16 protein-coding genes are annotated in these 19,752 nt (G+C 41.7%); 11 read left to right on the top strand and 5 right to left on the bottom strand.

Translation table 11 applies throughout. The features are described 5' to 3' along the window. Positions 1 to 159: 159 nt before the first annotated feature. The 3 genes from C8D94_RS10245 (at position 160) to C8D94_RS10235 (ending at position 4,334) form a co-directional block, all read left to right on the top strand. Positions 160 to 2,568 carry a zinc-dependent metalloprotease gene (locus C8D94_RS10245; RefSeq protein ID WP_115123850.1) on the top strand — a complete coding sequence of 803 codons (2,409 nt, stop codon included), beginning with the start codon at positions 160 to 162 and terminating at the stop codon, positions 2,566 to 2,568. Positions 2,569 to 2,662: 94 nt separating this feature from the next. Continuing rightward, positions 2,663 to 3,286 carry a hypothetical protein gene (locus tag C8D94_RS10240; RefSeq protein WP_147278536.1) on the top strand — a complete coding sequence of 208 codons (624 nt, stop codon included), beginning with the start codon at positions 2,663 to 2,665 and terminating at the stop codon, positions 3,284 to 3,286. A 25-nt stretch (positions 3,287 to 3,311) separates the two neighbouring features. Further along, complete coding sequence (locus C8D94_RS10235) at positions 3,312 to 4,334, top strand: threonine aldolase family protein (protein WP_115123848.1); 1,023 nt, start codon at positions 3,312 to 3,314, stop codon at positions 4,332 to 4,334. A 50-nt stretch (positions 4,335 to 4,384) separates the two neighbouring features. Here the strand turns inward: C8D94_RS10235 and C8D94_RS10230 are convergent, their stop codons facing one another. Continuing rightward, the gene (locus tag C8D94_RS10230; protein WP_115124041.1) at positions 4,385 to 4,705 is read right to left on the bottom strand and encodes a YegP family protein; all 321 of its coding nucleotides are present in this window, start codon (positions 4,703 to 4,705) and stop codon (positions 4,385 to 4,387) included. Between the two features lie 229 nt (positions 4,706 to 4,934). On the opposite strand from C8D94_RS10230, the gene C8D94_RS10225 reads away from it, so the two are divergent. Together C8D94_RS10225 and C8D94_RS10220 are read left to right on the top strand one after the other, a co-directional pair. Beyond that, positions 4,935 to 6,038, top strand: a complete 1,104-nt coding sequence (locus tag C8D94_RS10225; RefSeq protein WP_115123847.1) for an OmpA family protein — start codon at positions 4,935 to 4,937, stop codon at positions 6,036 to 6,038. A gap of 120 nt (positions 6,039 to 6,158) precedes the next feature. Beyond that, positions 6,159 to 6,614, top strand: coding sequence for a thioredoxin family protein (locus C8D94_RS10220; RefSeq protein WP_115123846.1), 456 nt, complete (start codon positions 6,159 to 6,161; stop codon positions 6,612 to 6,614). A 25-nt stretch (positions 6,615 to 6,639) separates the two neighbouring features. On the opposite strand, the gene C8D94_RS10215 is transcribed toward C8D94_RS10220, so the two are convergent. After that, the gene (locus C8D94_RS10215) at positions 6,640 to 6,969 is read right to left on the bottom strand and encodes a YbaB/EbfC family nucleoid-associated protein (protein ID WP_115123845.1); all 330 of its coding nucleotides are present in this window, start codon (positions 6,967 to 6,969) and stop codon (positions 6,640 to 6,642) included. A gap of 65 nt (positions 6,970 to 7,034) precedes the next feature. On the opposite strand from C8D94_RS10215, the gene C8D94_RS10210 reads away from it, so the two are divergent. The 3 genes from C8D94_RS10210 to C8D94_RS10200 all read left to right on the top strand — a co-directional run bounded on the left by C8D94_RS10210 (position 7,035) and on the right by C8D94_RS10200 (position 11,737). Continuing rightward, complete coding sequence (locus tag C8D94_RS10210) at positions 7,035 to 9,176, top strand: S9 family peptidase (protein ID WP_115123844.1); 2,142 nt, start codon at positions 7,035 to 7,037, stop codon at positions 9,174 to 9,176. A gap of 82 nt (positions 9,177 to 9,258) precedes the next feature. Continuing rightward, positions 9,259 to 10,293 (top strand): PLP-dependent cysteine synthase family protein, encoded by a 1,035-nt coding sequence (locus C8D94_RS10205; protein WP_115123843.1) that lies wholly within the window; start codon positions 9,259 to 9,261, stop codon positions 10,291 to 10,293. Positions 10,294 to 10,477: 184 nt separating this feature from the next. Next, on the top strand, positions 10,478 to 11,737 hold the full coding sequence (locus tag C8D94_RS10200) for an aminotransferase class I/II-fold pyridoxal phosphate-dependent enzyme (protein ID WP_115123842.1): 1,260 nt from the start codon (positions 10,478 to 10,480) through the stop codon (positions 11,735 to 11,737). A gap of 62 nt (positions 11,738 to 11,799) precedes the next feature. Here C8D94_RS10200 and C8D94_RS10195 read toward each other — a convergent pair whose 3' ends face one another. After that, positions 11,800 to 12,918, bottom strand: coding sequence for a GTP cyclohydrolase (locus C8D94_RS10195; RefSeq protein WP_115123841.1), 1,119 nt, complete (start codon positions 12,916 to 12,918; stop codon positions 11,800 to 11,802). Positions 12,919 to 12,929: 11 nt separating this feature from the next. After that, on the bottom strand, positions 12,930 to 13,946 hold the full coding sequence (locus C8D94_RS10190; protein ID WP_115123840.1) for a transporter: 1,017 nt from the start codon (positions 13,944 to 13,946) through the stop codon (positions 12,930 to 12,932). A 111-nt stretch (positions 13,947 to 14,057) separates the two neighbouring features. Here C8D94_RS10190 and C8D94_RS10185 point away from each other — a divergent pair, with 111 nt between their 5' ends. The 3 genes from C8D94_RS10185 to C8D94_RS10175 all read left to right on the top strand — a co-directional run bounded on the left by C8D94_RS10185 (position 14,058) and on the right by C8D94_RS10175 (position 18,187). Beyond that, positions 14,058 to 14,336, top strand: coding sequence for a DUF4834 family protein (locus tag C8D94_RS10185; RefSeq protein ID WP_115123839.1), 279 nt, complete (start codon positions 14,058 to 14,060; stop codon positions 14,334 to 14,336). A 126-nt stretch (positions 14,337 to 14,462) separates the two neighbouring features. Then, positions 14,463 to 16,907: a YfhO family protein gene (locus C8D94_RS10180; protein ID WP_115123838.1), complete on the top strand. Its 2,445-nt coding sequence runs from the start codon at positions 14,463 to 14,465 to the stop codon at positions 16,905 to 16,907. Continuing rightward, a complete protein-coding gene (locus C8D94_RS10175) occupies positions 16,907 to 18,187 on the top strand; it encodes a glycosyltransferase family 4 protein (RefSeq protein WP_115123837.1) in 1,281 nt (426 codons plus the stop codon). The genes C8D94_RS10180 and C8D94_RS10175 overlap by 1 nt, the downstream gene beginning before the upstream one ends. A gap of 64 nt (positions 18,188 to 18,251) precedes the next feature. Here the strand turns inward: C8D94_RS10175 and C8D94_RS10170 are convergent, their stop codons facing one another. Beyond that, on the bottom strand, positions 18,252 to 19,532 hold the full coding sequence (locus tag C8D94_RS10170; protein WP_147278535.1) for a hypothetical protein: 1,281 nt from the start codon (positions 19,530 to 19,532) through the stop codon (positions 18,252 to 18,254). Between the last annotated feature and the right edge of the window lie 220 nt (positions 19,533 to 19,752).

Here is a 19,752-nt window from a genome sequence, read left to right as displayed (position 1 = left end):
ATCTCTTCCTACGCTCCTAAATTTTTCAACTGTAAAAATAGAACTTCTACCTTTCAGAAAAAAAGAAAAAGCACCACAGTACAAAGAGCGGTTGAGATTTTATATATTTATGCTTCGTTAGTTTGAAACGAACTGTGCCCTCCTCAAAATTTACAGTGTATGAAAAATTTAGTGCTGCTTTTTTTTCTCTGCGGAATTACAACCATTAATGCCCAATTTTTAGAAAAGAAGAAAAATCTCCAAAAGTTTGATGGCTACTTCAGTTTCCTTTATTCTGAAAAGGATGGTGAGATATATTTAGAAGTTCCAAAAGATAGGCTTGATGAAGAATTTCTCTACGTCCATTCCCTGCGCACTGGGTTGGGTAGTAACGATATTGGTCTGGACCGCGGTCAATTGGGCGATCAGGCAGTGGTAAAGTTTGTTAAGAGTGGTAACAAGTTGTTGCTTTTTCAGCCCAATTTAAAATACCGTGCCAATACCCAAAATGCCGAAGAAAAACAATCTATTGCCGAAGCATTTGCGACCTCGGTACTTTACGGTTTTGAAGTAAAGGATACCCTGGACACAAACTATGTTATAGACATTACACCATTTTTATTTCAGGATACGCATGGTGTTGCCAAACGGCTAAAGGATGGTAAAGAGGGAACCTACAAACTTGACGCATCACGAAACACCGTTTGGATGGAGCGTACCAAAGCCTTCCCCAAGAATACCGAGTTTGAAGCATTGCTCACGTTTGTGGGAGAACCCAAGGGCAAAAACATTAGCAGTGTAGCGCCAGATGCTGGTTCGGTCTCTGTGATACAGCACCATAGTTTTGTTGCATTGCCCGATGATGGGTATGTTCCTCGCGAATTTGACCCACGCAGTGGTTCATTTTCCATTTCGTACCAAGATTACAGTACGCCTATTTGGGAACCTATTACAAAACGTTTTATTACCCGTCACCGCTTGGAAAAAAAGAATCCATCTGCCCAAAATAGTGAAGCCAAAGAACCTATTGTTTACTATTTAGACCCTGGGACACCAGAGCCCGTACGTTCTGCATTGTTAGAAGGGGCTCGCTGGTGGAACGAAGCTTTTGAGGCAATTGGGTACACCAATGCTTTTCAAGTACAAATGCTGCCTAAGAACGCAGATCCTATGGACGTACGCTATAACGTAATACAATGGGTGCATCGCAGCACGCGTGGCTGGAGCTATGGTGGTAGCGTGATAGACCCTCGTACCGGCGAAATTATTAAAGGCCATGTAAGCTTGGGGAGTTTACGAATCCGTCAGGATTTTATGATCGCACAAGCTTTAATGAACCAACCATTTGCCGAAAGAGATGCTAATTACCAACCTATGCTAGAGATGGCACTGGCACGTATACGGCAATTGAGCGCCCACGAGGTTGGGCATACGTTGGGCTTTGCACACAATTTTGCTGCCAGTACCAACGATAGGGCCAGTGTAATGGACTATCCACATCCAACTTTAAAACTGAAGGGAAACGAGGTAGATTTCAGTGATGCGTATGCTACTGGAATAGGCGATTGGGACAAGGTAACCGTTGCCTACAGTTATAGCGATATTCCCAAGGGCACTGCATCCCAAAAGGATTATTTAAATGAAATTTTAGAGAATGCCCAACAAAGAGGGCTCCGCTACATAACCGATAGTGACGCAAGGGCCCAAAGCGGTGCGCACGCAAAGGCACATTTATGGGACAATGGAAAAGATGCCGCTGAAGAGTTGGAACGTGTACTAAAACTGCGTAAAAAAGCTATCGAAAATTTTTCTGAAGATAACATTCGAACGGGTGAACCGTACTCGGTGTTGGAAGATGTGTTTGTACCACTCTATTTCTATCATCGCTTTCAAACCGAGGCTACCGTAAAGTTAATTGGCGGGATGGATTATAATTATGCTGTAAAGGGAGATGGCCAGCTAATCCATAAAACTCTTTCCAGAAAAGAACAGGAGAAAGCACTGGATGCTGTGTTAGCGACACTTTCTGCTGAAAATTTAGCCATTCCAGAGGATAAGTTGGAATTGTTTCCGCCACGTGCCTATGGTTATTGGAGAAATCGTGAAAGTTTTAAGAGCAACAATGGCGTGGCTTTTGATGCCTTGGGGACCGCGGCGACAGCCAGCGATTTAACATTGCAATTATTGTTGAACCCACAACGGGCCAACCGATTGGTACAGCAAAAAGCAATGGATACAAAGGCGTTGGGGCTGGAAGAAACACTTCAGCAGACAAGTGATGCTTTATTTTCTTCTGAAACGAAGAACGCATACCACAATGAGATCAAGAAAACCATACAATTTGTATACCTGCAGCGATTAATGAATCTTGTCCTGCAAGCACAGAGCATTCCGCAGACAAAAGCTATAGCAAACCAGGCGATAGAAGAAATTATTTCCCGACTCTCAAGTACCAATGTGTACGACAGGCAATTGCTCTGGGAGATCGAACAGTTTAAGACAAAACCTGAAAAGTTCAAGTTACTCCCAACACCCAAAATCCCTGACGGCAGCCCTATAGGGAGTTTTCAGTGTTTTGTGGATGAGTAAACTATTGGGATTTCATTTGAAAAACAATTCAGGTTTTAAAGTTGATATTTCAGTAAATATTTATTGTACATTTATGCAACTAATCTTTAGAAAAATGAAAACTATTACCTCACTCTGTATCCTTCTTTTTTGCTGTACTTTGATGGCACAAGAAGACATGGCTTCGGTTGAAGCCCAAGTAACCGAATTTTCCACCTCACTGGAAAATCGAAACATAGACAAGTATTTTACTACCACCCGCTATTGCAATGGTGAAACTATGATATTCGTGATGCCGGACGGTTCCCGTTGTTTTTCCCAAGGTACCTATGCTGCTGCATATGTTGTTTGGATGGAAAATGATGAAACGATGATAAAAAAAATAGATAACTGCGGGATGTTTGCCCCAGTAGCACTTGCCAAGAACGATTTGTTTGAATTTTTTGAACAACACGTTACTGCCCTACAGGAAAAAAAGGTAAAGCCCTACGAGATTGCAAACCGTGAAGGTGGCCCCATATTGAGAACCGAGATAAAGGATTGCTATAGAAAATATAGATTTGTAGACGAGGCAACCGAGGGCGAACAAGAATTTAGGCCTTTTGACCTTACCAATAGCGCACGCGAAGAGAACACAAATTATGCTTACAACAAAGAACTTCCGGTTACTAAACTCGAACCCATGATGGACGCTGCTATTAATGAACTAGAGGGCAGTTCAAAATACAGGCGTATGTAACCGCGTTAAAATTTCAGAAATAAAAATGACAATAGATTTACGAAGCGATACTGTAACAAAACCTTCGGGGGGAATGTTACAGGCTATCATGAGCGCCCAAACGGGAGATGATGTATACAAGGAAGACCCTACCGCCAATGAACTGGAAAAGCGCGTTGCAGAATTTTTTGGAATGGATGAAGCACTGTTTTTTCCCACAGGGAGTATGGCCAACCAAGCGGCTATCAAATTACACACACAGCCCGGAGAGCAGTTGATTTGCGATAAGTGGGCACACGTTTATAATTATGAAGGTGGTGGTGTTTCCTTTAACAGCGGGGTCTCCTGCAAATTGGTTGATGGGGACAGAGGGATTATTACAGCACAGCAGGTCGAAGCGCATATAAATCCTCCGGATTTTTACCACAGTCCGTTAACTTCATTGGTCTGTTTGGAAAATACTACGAACAAAGGAGGTGGAGCCTGTTATGATATTGCCGAAATAGAAAGCATTAAAGAAGTGTGCGATGCCCATAACCTTGGATTGCACTTGGATGGCGCTCGTTTGATGAATGCCATAGTCGCAACGGGCCAAGACCCTAAACGCTACGGAGATATTTTTGACACGGTTACGCTATGCTTTAGTAAAGGGTTAGGAACTCCACTGGGCACTGTCTTGGCAGGACAAAAGGAACTGATGAAGAACGCGATTCGAGTTCGTAAGATATTGGGTGGCGGAATGCGGCAAATAGGCTTTATGGCTGCTGCAGGACTGTATGCACTGGACCATAATGTTGAACGCCTTGCTGACGACCACAAAAAGGCCCTAGAGATTGCGAATGTTTTGTCTCATGCATTATACGTTCGTAAAGTTGAGCCTACCGAGACCAATATTGTTATCTTTTACCTTACTGAAGGTTTTTCAGAAAAGGAATTTATGGAAAACCTTGAGAAAAAAGGGATTAGGATAAGCGATATGGGACAAGGTAAACTTCGTATTGTGACACATTTGGATTATACCGATGCGATGCACGAGCAGTTTCTCTCTGTCTTAAAAAGTCTTGCATAAAAAAGCGCATCTTTAAAAGATGCGCCTTACATTGTTTAACCAGCAATAGATTACTCTATTTCTTTTACTTCAGCTCCTGGAGCATTTTTCTGTACGGATTCGATACCGTTGTTCATTCCAGATTCGCCAGCATACATTTGGCTACTTCCAATGATCTGACCATTGGTAGATTTTACGTTAAAATGAAACTTGCCATTCTTGGCTTCTTTCTTCTCGAAACTGGCGTCGTCTCCACAATTTTTTTTGACAGACTCAATACCATTCATAGCTCCACTCTTGGAAGCATACATCTGGCTTGAGAGAATTACTTGACCATTACTAGCCTTAAGTACAAAATGGTACTTGTCATTACTTTTCTTTAATTCGAACATGCTAATAGATTTTTTGTTGTTCATATTTGGTTTAAGACATAAATATCGAAAAAAAATAACAGTTCAGATAAGAAATTGCACAAAAAAATACTGCTAAATGATTTTCTTCTTTTTAACCTGAAAATCAAGTGTTTAGTCGAAAACCAAATTTAATGTTAAAATTAACTTAAAAAACATCCTTAAATTTAATAATCATTATTCACATCAACCTAATTTAAACATCAACAACATGAAAAAAATTATCCTTTTCGGTCTTTCAATGCTCTTAGGTTCAGTAACTTATGCGCAAGACCTGCCAACAAATCCAGAACCTGGAAAATGCTATGTCCGCTGTACCACACCAGATGTCTACGTTAATGAAACCGTACAGGTAATGACAAAACCTGCCTATAAGCGTTTACGCACCGTTCCCGCAGTGTATGAAACACAAACAGAGCGTGTAATGGTGAAAGCTCCTGGAAAGAAAATGAGAGTTATCCCAGAAAAATGGGGCACAGAGACTATTACCTATATTAAAAAGCAAGGAGCATCTACTTTAAGTGTTTCTCCAGCCTCATTTACAAGTGATACCGAAACACTTGAAATTAAACCAGCCTATGCACAGTGGGAATTGGGATCACCTGCACCCGATTGTGCTTCTTCAAATCCTAACGACTGTCGCTACTGGTGTTATAAGGGCTATCCTGCAGAGTTTACTACAGTAAGTGTTACTAGACTTTCCAATGATGCTTCTTTTAATAGAAACCCAGTGCCAGAGCAAATGGGAAGCTACACAAAGAGAGTGGTTGTTGAACCCGCTAGAGTAGTAGAGGAGGAAATTCCCGCAGAATACGCGAACATAACCAAAACCGTAATGGTTAAAGATGCTGAGGTAATAGAAGAAACTGTACCGGCTGAATACAAAACAGTAACCAAAGAAGTGCTACAAAGCAAAGGTGGACTTACTACTTGGAAAGAAGTAGAGTGTGCCTTGGTAGAGTATCAAGCGCTCCCAATTAGTTGGAACTTAGGAAGTGCCACGTTAACACCACAGGCTAAAAATATTATCGACACTAGATTGATGCCTGTATTGGCTCAAAACCCAGGTGTAAAGTTAGAGATTGCTTCACATACAGACTCGAGAGGAAGTGAATCCTCTAACCAGGATCTTTCTGAAAGGAGAGCCCAGGCTGTTGCACGTTACTTAGAGGACAAAGGTGTGAACCCCAGTTTGCTTGTAGCTAATGGCTTTGGTGAGAATAGGTTGAAAAACCGCTGTTCGGATGGCGTATCCTGTACCGAGAGAGAGCACAGGGTAAACCGTAGAACTGAGTTCAGACTTATTAATAACTAGTTGAAACACAGTTTTTAAACCAAGAAAAAGGGGTTCGCAAGTTTGTGAATCTCTTTTTTTTATGACATATTTGGCACGAATAATGCGCTAATTGCGTTTGTAAAATAAACTTACAATTTTATGAAAAAAGCTTTGATTCTTTGCCTGCTACTTGTTACTGGTGTTGCATTCGCACAAAACGAAGCCGACTCAACCCTAAAATGGCTTACCAATCTTGAAAAGGCCCAGAAGATTGCCAAAAAAAAGAATAAGCCCATTTTGGTATATTTTACTGGTAGCGACTGGTGCGCCCCTTGTAAAAAACTGAAACAAGATTTTTTTGAAAGCGAGAAGTTTGTCTCCCAAGCAGAGAATATGGTATTGGTCATTATAGATAGGCCAAGGCGTATGGATATTATTTCTGAAGAGCAACTGGCTTACAACAAAACGGTTATAGCCAAATACAACAAGGAAAACACATTTCCAAAACTAGTGATGCTGAATGCTAAGGGAAAGAAAAAAGGAGAGATATCTGGGTATAGCCAGCTTAGGGATACAAGCCACCACTTCGCTTTTCTAGAGAAGTATTCAAGATGAAAATTGTATGGTTAGGGTATCGTTACTATTTTCCAAAAAGCCCATCCATCCCCGGAATATTAGGCATTCCCTCTTTGGCTACTGCTGCCAGTTCAGCCTCGTTTATAGCGGTTGCTTTTTCAATAGCTTTGTTTATGGTTAAGATTAGGTAGTCCTCCAGTTGCTCCTTATCCTGCAAAAGGCTTTCGTCCACTTCAATATTTTTTATGGTACGGTTTGCGGTCAAGGTAACTTTCAGTAGGCCATCGTTGCTTTGCTCATCCACCATTACAGTATCCAAACGTTTTTTTGTTGCTGCAACTTTTTCTTGGGTTTCCTTTAATTTATCCATCATTCCCATTAAATCTCCAAACATGATATTTCAATTTTTATATAGGTGCAAATTTAGTACTTTGCGAGAGTACTAATCAACTATATCTTATGAAATATCTCACTATCGTTTCAGTAGCTTGTCTTATTTTTGCCATCGCTTGCAAAGACAATAAATCTTCAGAATCTAAAAAAGAAATGGACATAACCCCGCCCAAAGCCGATAAAATTGCCAAAAATCTAGAAATGCACGGCGATGTTAGGACCGATGAATACTACTGGCTCAATGAAAAGGAGAACCCCGAGGTAATAGACTATCTGGAGCGTGAGAACGATTACTACGATAAAGTAACAGCGCACACCAAAGAATTTAAGAAGAACCTTTTTGAGGAAATGAAGAGCCGCATTAAGGAAGACGATGCCTCGGTGCCTTATTTCTACAATGGGTATTACTACATTACCCGCTACGAAACGGGCAAGGATTACCCTATCTATTCGCGGAAGAAGGGAAGCCTGGATGCCGAAGAGGAGGTTATGTTCAACGTAAACAAAATGGCCGAAGGTCACTCATACTATAGGTTGAACGGTATAAATGTAAGCCCAGACAACAAGTGGGTTGCCTTTGGGGTGGACACGGTGAGTAGACGAAAATATACTATCCACATCAAAAATCTGGAAACGGATGAAATTATTAAGGAAAATATCCCTTTGACTACTGGAGGCTCCACTTGGGCCAATGATAGTGAAACGCTCTTCTACACCAAGAAAGACGAAACCACCCTAAGATCCAACCGGATATTTCGCCACAAGCGCGGTACAAAAGCTTCAGCCGATAAACTTATCTATACTGAAGAGGACGAAACCTTTGGAACGTATGTCTATAAAACAAAATCTGAAGAATGGCTAGTGATAGGTAGCTACAGTACTTTGACCTCAGAATTTCAGATACTCAAGGCTGATGACCCAGAAGGAAATTTCAAGGTATTTCAACCAAGGACACGTGGTTTGGAATACAATATTTCACATTTTGGAGACCATTTTTACGTAGTGACCAATCTGGATAATGCCACCAATTTCAAATTGATGAAAACACCCGAAACCAAAACTGGCTTGGATAATTGGGAAGAGGTCATTCCACACCGTGAGAATGTATTTCTAGAAGACATAGATATTTTTAAGGAATATTTGGTGATAAGCGAACGGGACAATGGGTTGAACAAAATTCATATAAAAAGATGGGATGGGACACAAGACTACTACCTTCCTTTCCAGAGCGAAACCTATACAGCCTCTACTACAAACAATATAGCTTTCGATACCAAAATATTGCGCTATGCATATAATTCGCTAGCAACCCCAGCCTCCATTATAGATTTTAACATGGAAACCAAGGAAAAAGTGGTGATGAAGCAAGTGGAGGTTTTGGGAGGAACGTTCGATAGTGGCAATTACGAGGAAAAACGCGTTTGGGCCACTGCTGCAGATGGCACCAAGATCCCCGTGAGTATGATTTACCGAAAAGGGATTGAGATGGATGGCTCCAACCCATTGTTGCAATATGGTTACGGAAGTTACGGCGCCACGATAGATCCTTATTTTTCCTCAGTACGCTTAAGTTTGTTGGACCGTGGTTTCATCTTTGCCATAGCACACGTTCGTGGAGGGCAATATTTAGGAAGACAATGGTACGAGAATGGAAAACTGCTCACCAAAAAGAACACCTTTACCGATTTTATAGATGTTTCAAAATTCTTGATCGCAGAAGGATACACTTCTCCAGAACATTTGTATGCCTCGGGAGGCTCTGCCGGGGGACTGCTAATGGGAGCCGTAGTAAATATGGCACCAGAATTATATAATGGGGTGGTGGCCTCGGTACCTTTTGTAGATGTTGTTACGACGATGTTGGACGACAGTATCCCCCTAACCACGGGAGAGTATGACGAGTGGGGAAACCCCAATGAAAAGGAATATTACAATTATATGAAATCCTATTCCCCCTACGATAATGTAAAAGCCCTCAATTACCCAAATATGTTCATTACTACGGGGTATCACGATTCGCAGGTGCAATATTTCGAGCCAGCCAAGTGGGTGGCCAGAATGCGCGACAAAAAAACGGGCGATAACCTTATATTGTTCCATACCAATATGGAAGCAGGACACGGGGGAGCCTCCGGTAGGTTCGAGGCGCTAAAGGAAGTAGCAATGGATTATGCCTTTTTACTTGACCTTGAGGGCAAAACCGAGTAATTCAATAAATTCTACTATCTTTGTACCCGAGTTTTAAAAAAGCACCTCGAGTGCAATTTTAAAGAGAAACTAACAACTCTGTATGAAAGAAATTAAAGCTTACTCGAATGTGTTGGAGCTTATTGGAAACACACCATTGCTGCAACTCAATCGTATCACCTCACAAATGAAAGGGAATTTCTACGCTAAAGTAGAAGGATTTAATCCCGGACATTCTGCCAAAGACCGTATCGCACTCCATATTATCGAAAAAGCCGAAAAAGAAGGAATTCTAAAACCGGGCGACACTATTATTGAAACTACCAGTGGCAACACAGGTTTCAGTATTGCTATGGTGAGTGTATTGAAAGGATACGAGTGTATCTTGGCGGTGAGTTCAAAATCCTCAAAGGATAAAATAGATATGCTTCGTGCCATGGGAGCTACCGTACACGTTTGTCCAGCACACGTCCCAGCGGACGATCCACGATCATATTACGAAGTTGCGAAGCGGTTACATTCTGAAATTGCAAATTCGGTATATATAAACCAATATTTCAACAAACTGAATATTGAGGCACACTACGAAACAACCGGACCCGAAATATGGGAACAGACCAACGGGCAGATAACCCATTTGGTTGCTTGTAGCGGAACGGGTGGTACTATTTCAGGAACGGCACGATATTTAAAAGAACAAAACCCAAACGTAAAGGTGATAGGTATTGATGCTTACGGATCTGTGCTTCAGAAATATCACCAAACACGTGAATTCGATAAAAATGAAATCTATCCGTACCGAATTGAAGGATTGGGCAAGAACCTGATCCCTGATGCTACAGATTTCGACACCATAGACGCTTTTATTAAAGTAACCGACGAAGATAGCGCCCATACCGCGAGAGAGCTTGCAAGGACCGAGGGTATTTTTGCAGGATACACCAGTGGTGCAGCCTTGCAAGGAATAAAGCAATTGGACGAGGAAGGTGTTTTTGATGCTAACAGCATTGTGGTAGTAATCCTGCCAGACCACGGTTCACGATACATGAGCAAGGTGTATAGCGATGAATGGATGGCACAACAGGGCTTCTTGGATGAAAAAACCGAGGTCCCGCAAAATCTTCAGTATATAAAATAGCTTACAGCAAAAATCATTAACAATCCCGATGCTTACCGTATCGGGATTTTTTATGTAGCTGAAACCAAAACAAATAAAACTGAAACCATACTTCTAAAATCTCTTTTTCTGAAATCTTAAATAACATTGCCATCGTGAATAAAATACCTATTTTTGCACCTTGTATTGAAATTAAAGCATATTGATGAAAGATTTATTCGATAAGATTTATAAGGACAAAGGGCCGTTGGGCAAATGGGCGGATCAAGCTGAAGGCTATTTTGTATTTCCAAAACTTGAGGGACCCATTGCAAACCGAATGAAATTTAACGGAAAGGAAGTGATCACCTGGAGCGTCAACGACTATCTAGGTTTGGCCAACCACCCGGAAGTCCGTAAGGTAGATGCAGAAGCGGGTGCAAAATACGGGTCGGCATATCCAATGGGCGCCAGGATGATGAGTGGCCATACCGATATGCACGAACAATTGCAGAACGAACTTGCTGCCTTTGTACAAAAAGAGGCTGCATATCTATTGAATTTTGGATATCAAGGAATGGTTTCTACCATAGACGCTTTGGTCTCAAAAGACGATGTTATTGTGTACGATGTCGATGCCCACGCCTGTATTATTGACGGGGTAAGACTTCATTTGGGACAGCGCTTTACCTATAAGCACAACGATATGGAAAGTATCGAGAAAAACCTGAAGCGTGCCGAAAAGGTCGCTGAAAAAAGCGGTGGAGGCATTCTTTTGATTTCTGAAGGAGTTTTTGGGATGCGAGGAGAACAAGGAAAGCTAAAAGAGATTGTTGCGCTCAAGAAAAAATTTAATTTCCGTTTGTTTGTTGATGATGCACACGGTTTTGGAACCTTGGGAAAAACAGGTGCCGGAGCAGGTGAGGAGCAAGGCGTACAAGATGAAATAGATGTATATTTTGCAACCTTCGCAAAGTCTATGGCAAGTACAGGAGCGTTTATCGCTGCAGATGAAGAAATTATCCAGTATCTAAAATATAACCTGCGCTCGCAAATGTTCGCCAAGTCACTGCAAATGCAGTTGGTGGAAGGGGCTTTAAAGCGTTTGGATATGTTGCGTACCATGCCAGAGCTCAAGGAAAAACTTTGGGAAAATGTAAATGCCTTGCAAGGCGGATTGAAAGAGCGTGGTTTCGATATTGGTACCACACAAAGTTGTGTAACGCCTGTTTATTTAAAAGGAAGTATACCAGAAGCTATGGCACTTGTAAAAGACCTACGTGAAAACCACGGGGTGTTCTGTAGTATCGTAGTGTATCCGGTAATTCCAAAAGGATTGATTCTCTTGCGTATGATACCAACTGCATCACACACTATGCAGGATATCAATGAAACCTTAGAAGCGTTCGATGCTATTAGGGAACGACTTCAAAACGGAACCTATAAGCGTTTGTCCGCTGCCGTGGCTCAGGCTATGGGAGAATAATAGCTGAAGAAACTTTGATAAACTTACTAAAAGCCTGCCCTTAGTTGGGTGGGCTTTGTTTTTTACAGGGATTTTCTAAAGGTACTGCGTCTTTTGTGCAATTGAGGGTCGTAATCTTTCCAGAGCAGTTGTACGGCGGTGTTTTCTTCAAGCTCCGGATTGGTCTCTACTGTTTCAATCCCTTTGCTGTTAAAGAGGTACTGCATTTCTTCAAAAATAATAGCGGTAACACCTTTTCCTTGATATTCAGGATCAATTCCTATTAAATAAAAAGCTGCCCTGTCATTTTTGCGTTGTGCTTGCCACAAGTGGTACCAACCTAAGGGAAATAGCTTTCCGTTGGCTTTTTTCAATGCTTTGGTAAAAGAAGGCATTACAATGCTAAAAGCGATTAACTTTCCTTCCTTGTCTTTTATGCAAGTGATGTAATCCGGATGTATAAACCCGAAATATTTCTCCTTGTAGTAATCTATCTGGTATTGCTGTATAGGGACGAAGGTTTGTAAGGTGTTATAGGTCTTATTCAGTAAATCGAACATTTCATCTACATACGGAAGAATTTCCTTTTTGTTCTTGAAACGTATTACCGAAAGCCCATACCGCTCCCTGACGATTTTGGAAAACTTGGCGACCTTCTCCTTAATGGATGGAGGGATACTCAATTTATACTCGACCCATGTAGCTTGGGTGTCAAACCCCAATTGCATAAAATGCTCCTTGTAGTAGGGGTAGTGGTACCAAGTGATCATGGTGTTCATTTCCTCATAGCCTTCAACCAAGATACCGGCCTTTTCCATATTACTGAAACCTACGGGACCTTCTGCATACTCTAGGGTGTGTTCTCTACCTTTTTCGTAAACCTTTTCTAGCAATGCTTTGGTCACTTCAATATCATCAACCACATCGAACCACCCAAAACGGACTTTCTTTTTTCCTTGTTCGTTAATTTCAAGATGGTTTATGATTACGGCTATCCTGCCGGCTATCTTTCCGTTTTTATGGGCCAAAAAGTATTCAGCTTCAGCATTGGTAAATACTGGATTTTTTTCACTGTCCAGGGTTTCCATCTCATCCTTTATAAGTGGGGGAACCCAATATGGACAGTCTTTGTAGAGCGTAAAGGGAAACGTTACAAACTGTTTGAGCTGGGAAGGGTTGGTTACTTTGGTAATTTCAATCATAAAGTATATTGCTAGTTTAGTCCGCCATCGCCATCCCCACCATCATCTTCTTCAATAAAGCCATCCTTTCGTTTGTTTTTCTTTTTCTCGGCTTTTTTCTTTCCTTTTTCGGCTCTTCGTTTTTCACGGCCTGACTTTCCTTTTTCTTCAATAAACTCATCTTTTTCATGCATGTCCAGCCTATAAGCAACACCTACACGGGCTTCCCAAAAGGAAGGGGTGTCTTTAAAGTTCAGCGCCCCAGAAAGGTCTACATGAAGATGGTTGCTAAGAAGCACGGCAGCACCTCCACGAAGGATCTGGTCCGCATAAAAATCGCTTTTGAAGCCTTGGTTCTCTAAGAAAACAGAAAAATACCTATTGGTGGCATGGGTTAGGGTAAGTATGTACCCGTAGGTGGGAAAATCTGTAGTGATACGGTCTGCAATTATATTGGTAACAAATACAAATCCGCCCACAAAGTTGTTTTGGGTGGAGAGCACCACTTTTGGACTGATCTCAGCTTCTGCGCTGGGGGTGTATCTATTATCTGCAAAATCGAAATTAGCTCCAGCATATAACGATACCGCAGGTATTAAATCTCTCCATTGAATTCGGTTGTTGGCCTTCCAGCTGTAAAGGTTTGGGCCTTCAAGATCTCTTTTACGGTAGGGGTCGAACACCAAATATTTAGCGCCTATTGTATTGCTCCTGAAATTTGAAAACTTATCCTCCACTGTTAATGATCCACGAGTAATATCGCCACTGTTGCTCCTAAAATCACCAATAATACTCACTTCCAGTTCTTCTCTCCAAACCCCGTACCGTACCGAATAGTCCCAGCCAAATGTTGTGTAATCTGTGCCAAGTAAGTCGTGTTTTTCGTTACCGTAACTGAAACCGGTTTCAAATTGTAATACGTTGGTACCCACAGAAAATGCTCCCTGGGAAACTCCAGGGCGGTTGGTGTTTATCATTTCGGTGTATTGGGCAGTGCTACAGAGCGGTAGCAAAAAAAGGCAACAAAAGAGGAATTGGATATATTTCATAGTTGTTGGGTTGTAGTCAAAGATAGTATTTTATCATTATTTTAATAACTGGGAGCCACCTTTTTTCTAGCGCAAATCGTACTTTTGAGCTTTAAAGTTTTTTACCGGTTTATGGACTTTCTTAAAACGCTACTTATTGTTCTTTTGGTATTTTTTGCCTTGCGTTTCACTTGGAAACTCGCAAAACCATACCTGTTTAGATACATCGCAAAAAAGATGGGGCAGCGGTTCGAGAAATCTTTTGGTGCCAATCCTTTTGGTGAAAACCCCTTTAAGCAACACGGTGAGACTGAAAAAGAGGGAAAGGTTACTATAGACCGCAATCCACGTAACAACCCTAAAAACTCCAAAACTGTTGGTGAATATGTAGATTATGAGGAAGTAGAGTAGCTTTTCAGGATTATTTCAAGAATAAAAACCATATTCGAAATCGCACAAAGCTACATTTCACGTTCTGCTTGCTGTTAAAATCCTTTTAGTTTTGTAATTTTCCAGCTCTATTTTAGCAACCCATCTATGAACGTTTCCGTAAAGAAATTTCTTCCACACCTTGTTGTCTTTATTTTATTCACAATTACATCGCTGGCCTATTTTAGTCCGGTCTTGCAAGGGAAAGCCATTTTTCAGAGTGATATTGTACAGTATAGGGGAATGGCAAAGCAACAAAACGATTTCCGGGAGGCCACGGGCGAAGAGACCTATTGGACCGATGCTGCCTTTGGAGGAATGCCTACTTACCAATTGGGAGCGAAATATCCACACAACTATATCAAGAAATTAGATCTGGCATTACGGTTCTTGCCCCGTCCGGCAGATTATCTGTTTCTCTATTTTATAGCAATGTATATCCTCTTTTTAGTGTTGAAGGTAGATTACAAACTAGCATTTTTAGGGGCATTGGCATTTGGTTTCTCTACCTATCTCATCATTATTTTAGGAGTGGGGCACAATGCCAAGGCACACGCCATAGCTTACATGCCATTGGTCCTTAGCGGAATTATCCTCACCTTTAAAGGCAAGTACCTTTGGGGTTTTATCCTTACCACAATTGCCATGGGGCTGGAGCTGGTGACCAACCACTTCCAGATGACGTACTATTTGCTGTTGCTTGTAATTTGCATAGGCATTGCCTATTTTATTGATGCCTTTAAGAAAAAGATGCTGCCCCATTACTTTAAGGCAGTAGGAGTTATGGTGCTTGGGGTTTTAATAGCGGTAGGACTAAATGCTACCAATATCCTAGCCACTAAAGAATACGCAGATACCTCGACCCGTGGAAAGAACGAGCTTACCATTGCTCCAGATGGAACCCCAAAACAAAATGTTGAGGGTCTTGATTATGAGTATATTACCGAATATAGTTATGGAAAGTTAGAAAGTTTCAATCTGCTCATCCCTCGTTTTATGGGAGGTGGAAGCAGTGAGCCCTTACCCGAAGATGGTGAAACAATTGAAGCATTGATAAAACTAGGTGCATCTCCACAGGAAGCAAACCAAATTTTGCAACAATTACCCATGTATTGGGGCGACCAGCCTATAGTTGCCGCACCAGCTTATGTAGGAGCCATTATGCTTTTCCTGGCTGTGCTGGCTTTATTCTTGGTACGTGGAAGATTAAAATGGTGGGCCGTGGCCGGTTTGCTGCTAAGCCTCTTTTTATCGTGGGGCGATAATTTTGAAACACTCACCCGCTTATTTATCGATACTGTGCCGTTGTACGATAAATTTAGGGCCGTTTCGTCCATTCAGGTGTTGATTGAGTTGATTGTACCCGTTCTGGCAATTGTAGGGCTCCATCAGTTTTTTAGTGAATTTAACAAAGAAGAAAAACGAAAGAAAGCCTTACTTTTTTCATCAGGCATCGTGGGTGGGATTATCCTGTTATTTATCCTTCTGAAGGATGCCATCCCCGGTTTCGACTTTGCGAGTCCATATGATGTAGGTATCCGTGACCAATTAGGGAATGGTTTGGTAGAAGCAGTTCGTGATGATCGTGCGGCCTTGTTTATGAAAGACGCCATTCGCTCCTTGGTTTTAGTGTTGTTGGCCGCTGCTGCACTGTGGTTTTTCTTAAAGGATAAATTGAAACAGAACATTGCTGTTGGCGCTCTAGTGGTTCTCGTATTGTTCGATCTTGTGGGAGTAGATAGACGCTATGTAAACAATGATGATTTTGTACAAAAACGAATCATGGACCAACCCTTTCCCAAGAGTGGTGCAGACGAAATGATTCTAAAAGACGATGGCCATTACCGTGTGTACGATGCAACCAGAAGCGCCTTTAACAGTGGTGCCGCAAGCTACTATCACAATGCATTGGGAGGTTACCACGCAGCAAAGCCTGGGAGGATGCAGGACATAGCCGATTTCTATTTATACAACGGCGACGTGGGTATTATGAATATGCTGAATGTGAAATATTTTATTGTTCAGAATAAAGGTGGTGGTCCCATAGCCCAGCGAAACCCGTATGCCAATGGCCCCGCTTGGTTTGTAGGGAATGTTCAGTTTGCCGAAACTGCCGATGAAGAAATTTTATTGTTGGATAGCCTCGATACCAAAAAAACCGCAATTGTGCACCAAGAATTTAAGGACAGATTGCCGCTGGAAAATATACAGCGGGACAGTACGGCAACTATCGAGCTAGTAGCCCATCAACCTAACCATCTTACGTACGAGGCCAGTACCAAAAGCCCGCAATTGGCAGTATTTTCTGAAGTGTATTATCCCCAGGGCTGGAACGCCTATATTAATGGAAAACCAGCTGAACACATTCGTGTAAATTACATACTTCGTGGGATGAAGGTTCCTGCGGGAAACAACAAGATTGAGTTTAAGTTTGAAGCCACTGTTGTTGAAAAGGGAAGCGCCATTGCATTGGGCAGCAGCATCGTATTGTTGCTGGTTCTTTTAGGTGGGTTGTATATAATTTTCCGAAGTAAAAAGGAAACCCATTCCTAATGAAGCGTGTCCTCGTCATAACCTACTATTGGCCGCCAGCGGGAGGACCGGGCGTACAGCGATGGCTTTATTTCGTGAAATATTTTAGGGACTTTGGGATTGACCCCGTGGTGTATATCCCACAGGATGCGCATTACCCATTGCGTGACGAAAGTTTTTTGGCTGAAGTTCCTTCAGATATTGAAATTATTAGCCAGCCGGTAAATGAACCCTACAAATTTGCTAAATGGTTCTCGAGGAAGAAAACGAAAGAAATGAGCAGTGGTATCATTGCCAAGAACAATCTTTCGGCTATTGAAAAAATGATGCTTTATGTTAGGGGGAATTTCTTCATTCCAGATGCTAGAGTAGGGTGGGTAAAACCTTCGGTAACATTTCTGAAAAAATACTTGTCTGAAAACCCTGTGGAAAGTGTTGTTACTTCTGGACCTCCCCATAGTATGCATTTGATTGGGCTCCAACTTTCAGAAGAGACGAAAATTCCTTGGTTGGCAGATTTTCGGGACCCTTGGACCACGATACATTACCACGATTCCTTACGATTGACCGAAAGCTCGAAACGTAAGCACAAACAACTTGAAGCTAAAGTTTTACAATCTGCAAATGCTATCACCGTAACGAGCCCCACCACAAAAAAAGAATTTGAAGCCATCACCCAACGGTCGGTAACCGTGATAACCAATGGTTTTGAGCGTAGGGAAACCATCACGCCCCAACTGGATAAAAAGTTCTCCCTGGCGCACATAGGTTCTTTGTTGAGTGAACGTAACCCTACCGTCCTCTGGGAGGTGTTGGATGAACTGGCTTCAGAGATTGAAGGCTTTCGGGAAGATCTCGAGATCGTGTTGGCTGGAGTCGTGGGGGATGGGATTTTGAAGAGTCTTTCTAATTTTGGGTTGTCCCAGAACCTTCGGAACGTGGGGTATGTTTCCCACAAGGAGGCGCTTCAATTGCAGCACAATGCCCAATTGTTGTTGCTCTTGGAAATTGACAGCCCAGAAACGCGTGCCATCATTCCTGGAAAATTGTTTGAATACATCAGGGCAGAGCGTCCCATAATTGCATTAGGCCCAAAGGGTAGCGATATACAGCAAGTGGTTAAAGAATCGGGGAGTGGCGATTTTTATATTTCAGCAGAAAAAGAAAAATTGAAAGATGCTATCTTAAGCTATTACAATGATTTTAAAGGTGAGGGGGTTGGGAACATTTCAACCAACATTTCAAAATATACCCGAAAGCATTTAACCGAACAGATGGCCACGTTGCTGAAAACCCTATAAAAACGAAATCCCTGGGCATCGCAGGTGCGAATTACAGGGATTTCTAACTAACCAACCAAAATTTTTATTGTCCTCTTCGGCTACGGGTATTGCTGCTTCTAGCACTTTTGCTACCTCTGGAAGAGCTTGCTCTAGACTTGTTTACATTACTACTTCTTTTAGATACATTGCTCTTTGAGGAGCGATTTGCGTAGCTACGTGAGGTGGTAGCTTTTCTAGAAGTTGTCTTTCTGTTCTGGGTCACATTTCTTTTTGTAGAAGTACGGCCCTTGCTCACATTTCTGTTAGAGGTATTTCCACGAGCTACCTTACGGTTTGAGGATGTACTTCGGTTAACGGTGCCTCTATTATTAGAGGTTCTACTTTTAGAAATAGTTCCGCGGTTTCGGTTTTTTGCAACCCCGCGGTTATTCTTGATAGTACGGCTCTTGTTAACGTTTCCTCTATTTGAGTTTTTTGCAATACCTCGTGTATTATTATTTCTACTTGTATTTTTTGCAATACTACGGCTGTTATTACCTCGAGTGTTTTTTGCTGTGGCACGAGAGTTACCGCGGTTTGTTCTATTGTTCGCTATGTTGGACCTGCCATTACGGTTAGAGGTTGTTACCATAGTATTCCTACGGTTCGGGTTGTAACTTCTATTAACGGCAGTTCTACCATTTTTATAGTGTACACGACTTCCGGGCCTGTAAAAATCTCTTCTTGCATTTGCATATCCTCTATTATACCCTCTTATATAGTGTTGTCTATGATATCCCCAAGAGTATCTTCTTGGTGCGTAATATCTTCTATAAGGATAGTCGTACACAATACAGCTTGTATATACTGGTGCTACGTAATATACGTGCCAAGGGCGGTATACGTAGAAACGGTTCCAAGGATTAATAAACCCTGTACAGTGTGAGAAATACCCGTAGTTGTTGTAATGCACAACTAAGCTTCCTACATTAACAATACGGCGGTTGTTATAGCGTATCTCTACACTACCCGCTTGGACAATACGTCCAAACTCGTCATAATAAATAGGGATGTCTTCAACTTGTATAACGGCTCCGTAATCATCATACTGTACATACATATCGTAGTCGTAACCAGAGTTAAAGGAAAGGCTTACTCCAGGTGAGTTAACATTTACGCTCACGTTGTTTCCTCTGTTTCCACCAACATATACAAAATCAAACTGACCATCTGGAAAAACTGAAAATTCAACAGCCCCCTCGGTAAAAATATACGATTTGCCATTGTAGGCGTTCAATGTAGTTTCTTCCATCACGTTGTTGTTGGCCTTTGCCATACCAGCGACAAGAAACATACTGCAGAATAAATAAACTAGCTTTTTCATAATCTTGAAATTTTAGGTTCGTACTTGCTTTTACTTTTTGGTCAGCTTATACACATCACTTAGAAACAACGACCGTGCCAAAAATATAAAAAATTGATTTACAGCACTATCCAAGGTGTGGGTCGTGTTTTATCTATTATGAAAAGTATATAGGAGAGAAAAAACCCGCTGTCTCAAAAGATTTTGAAACCAGCGGGTTTAACTAACCAACCAAAAAACT

It is taken from the genome of Marinirhabdus gelatinilytica (assembly GCF_003353425.1).
GTDB classification, from domain to species: Bacteria; Bacteroidota; Bacteroidia; order Flavobacteriales; family Flavobacteriaceae; genus Marinirhabdus; species Marinirhabdus gelatinilytica.
The sequence above is the reverse complement of the archived record's forward strand: the minus strand, read 5'-3'. Positions and strand labels throughout refer to the sequence as shown.

Coding starts and splice junctions, on each gene's coding strand:
- C8D94_RS10245 (WP_115123850.1), top strand. CDS start 160: ATGAAAAATTTAGTGCTGCTTTTTTTTCTCTGCGGAATTACAACCATT.
- C8D94_RS10240 (WP_147278536.1), top strand. CDS start 2,663: ATGAAAACTATTACCTCACTCTGTATCCTTCTTTTTTGCTGTACTTTG.
- C8D94_RS10235 (WP_115123848.1), top strand. CDS start 3,312: ATGACAATAGATTTACGAAGCGATACTGTAACAAAACCTTCGGGGGGA.
- C8D94_RS10230 (WP_115124041.1), bottom strand. CDS start 4,705: ATGTTCGAATTAAAGAAAAGTAATGACAAGTACCATTTTGTACTTAAG.
- C8D94_RS10225 (WP_115123847.1), top strand. CDS start 4,935: ATGAAAAAAATTATCCTTTTCGGTCTTTCAATGCTCTTAGGTTCAGTA.
- C8D94_RS10220 (WP_115123846.1), top strand. CDS start 6,159: ATGAAAAAAGCTTTGATTCTTTGCCTGCTACTTGTTACTGGTGTTGCA.
- C8D94_RS10215 (WP_115123845.1), bottom strand. CDS start 6,969: ATGTTTGGAGATTTAATGGGAATGATGGATAAATTAAAGGAAACCCAA.
- C8D94_RS10210 (WP_115123844.1), top strand. CDS start 7,035: ATGAAATATCTCACTATCGTTTCAGTAGCTTGTCTTATTTTTGCCATC.
- C8D94_RS10205 (WP_115123843.1), top strand. CDS start 9,259: ATGAAAGAAATTAAAGCTTACTCGAATGTGTTGGAGCTTATTGGAAAC.
- C8D94_RS10200 (WP_115123842.1), top strand. CDS start 10,478: ATGAAAGATTTATTCGATAAGATTTATAAGGACAAAGGGCCGTTGGGC.
- C8D94_RS10195 (WP_115123841.1), bottom strand. CDS start 12,918: ATGATTGAAATTACCAAAGTAACCAACCCTTCCCAGCTCAAACAGTTT.
- C8D94_RS10190 (WP_115123840.1), bottom strand. CDS start 13,946: ATGAAATATATCCAATTCCTCTTTTGTTGCCTTTTTTTGCTACCGCTC.
- C8D94_RS10185 (WP_115123839.1), top strand. CDS start 14,058: ATGGACTTTCTTAAAACGCTACTTATTGTTCTTTTGGTATTTTTTGCC.
- C8D94_RS10180 (WP_115123838.1), top strand. CDS start 14,463: ATGAACGTTTCCGTAAAGAAATTTCTTCCACACCTTGTTGTCTTTATT.
- C8D94_RS10175 (WP_115123837.1), top strand. CDS start 16,907: ATGAAGCGTGTCCTCGTCATAACCTACTATTGGCCGCCAGCGGGAGGA.
- C8D94_RS10170 (WP_147278535.1), bottom strand. CDS start 19,532: ATGAAAAAGCTAGTTTATTTATTCTGCAGTATGTTTCTTGTCGCTGGT.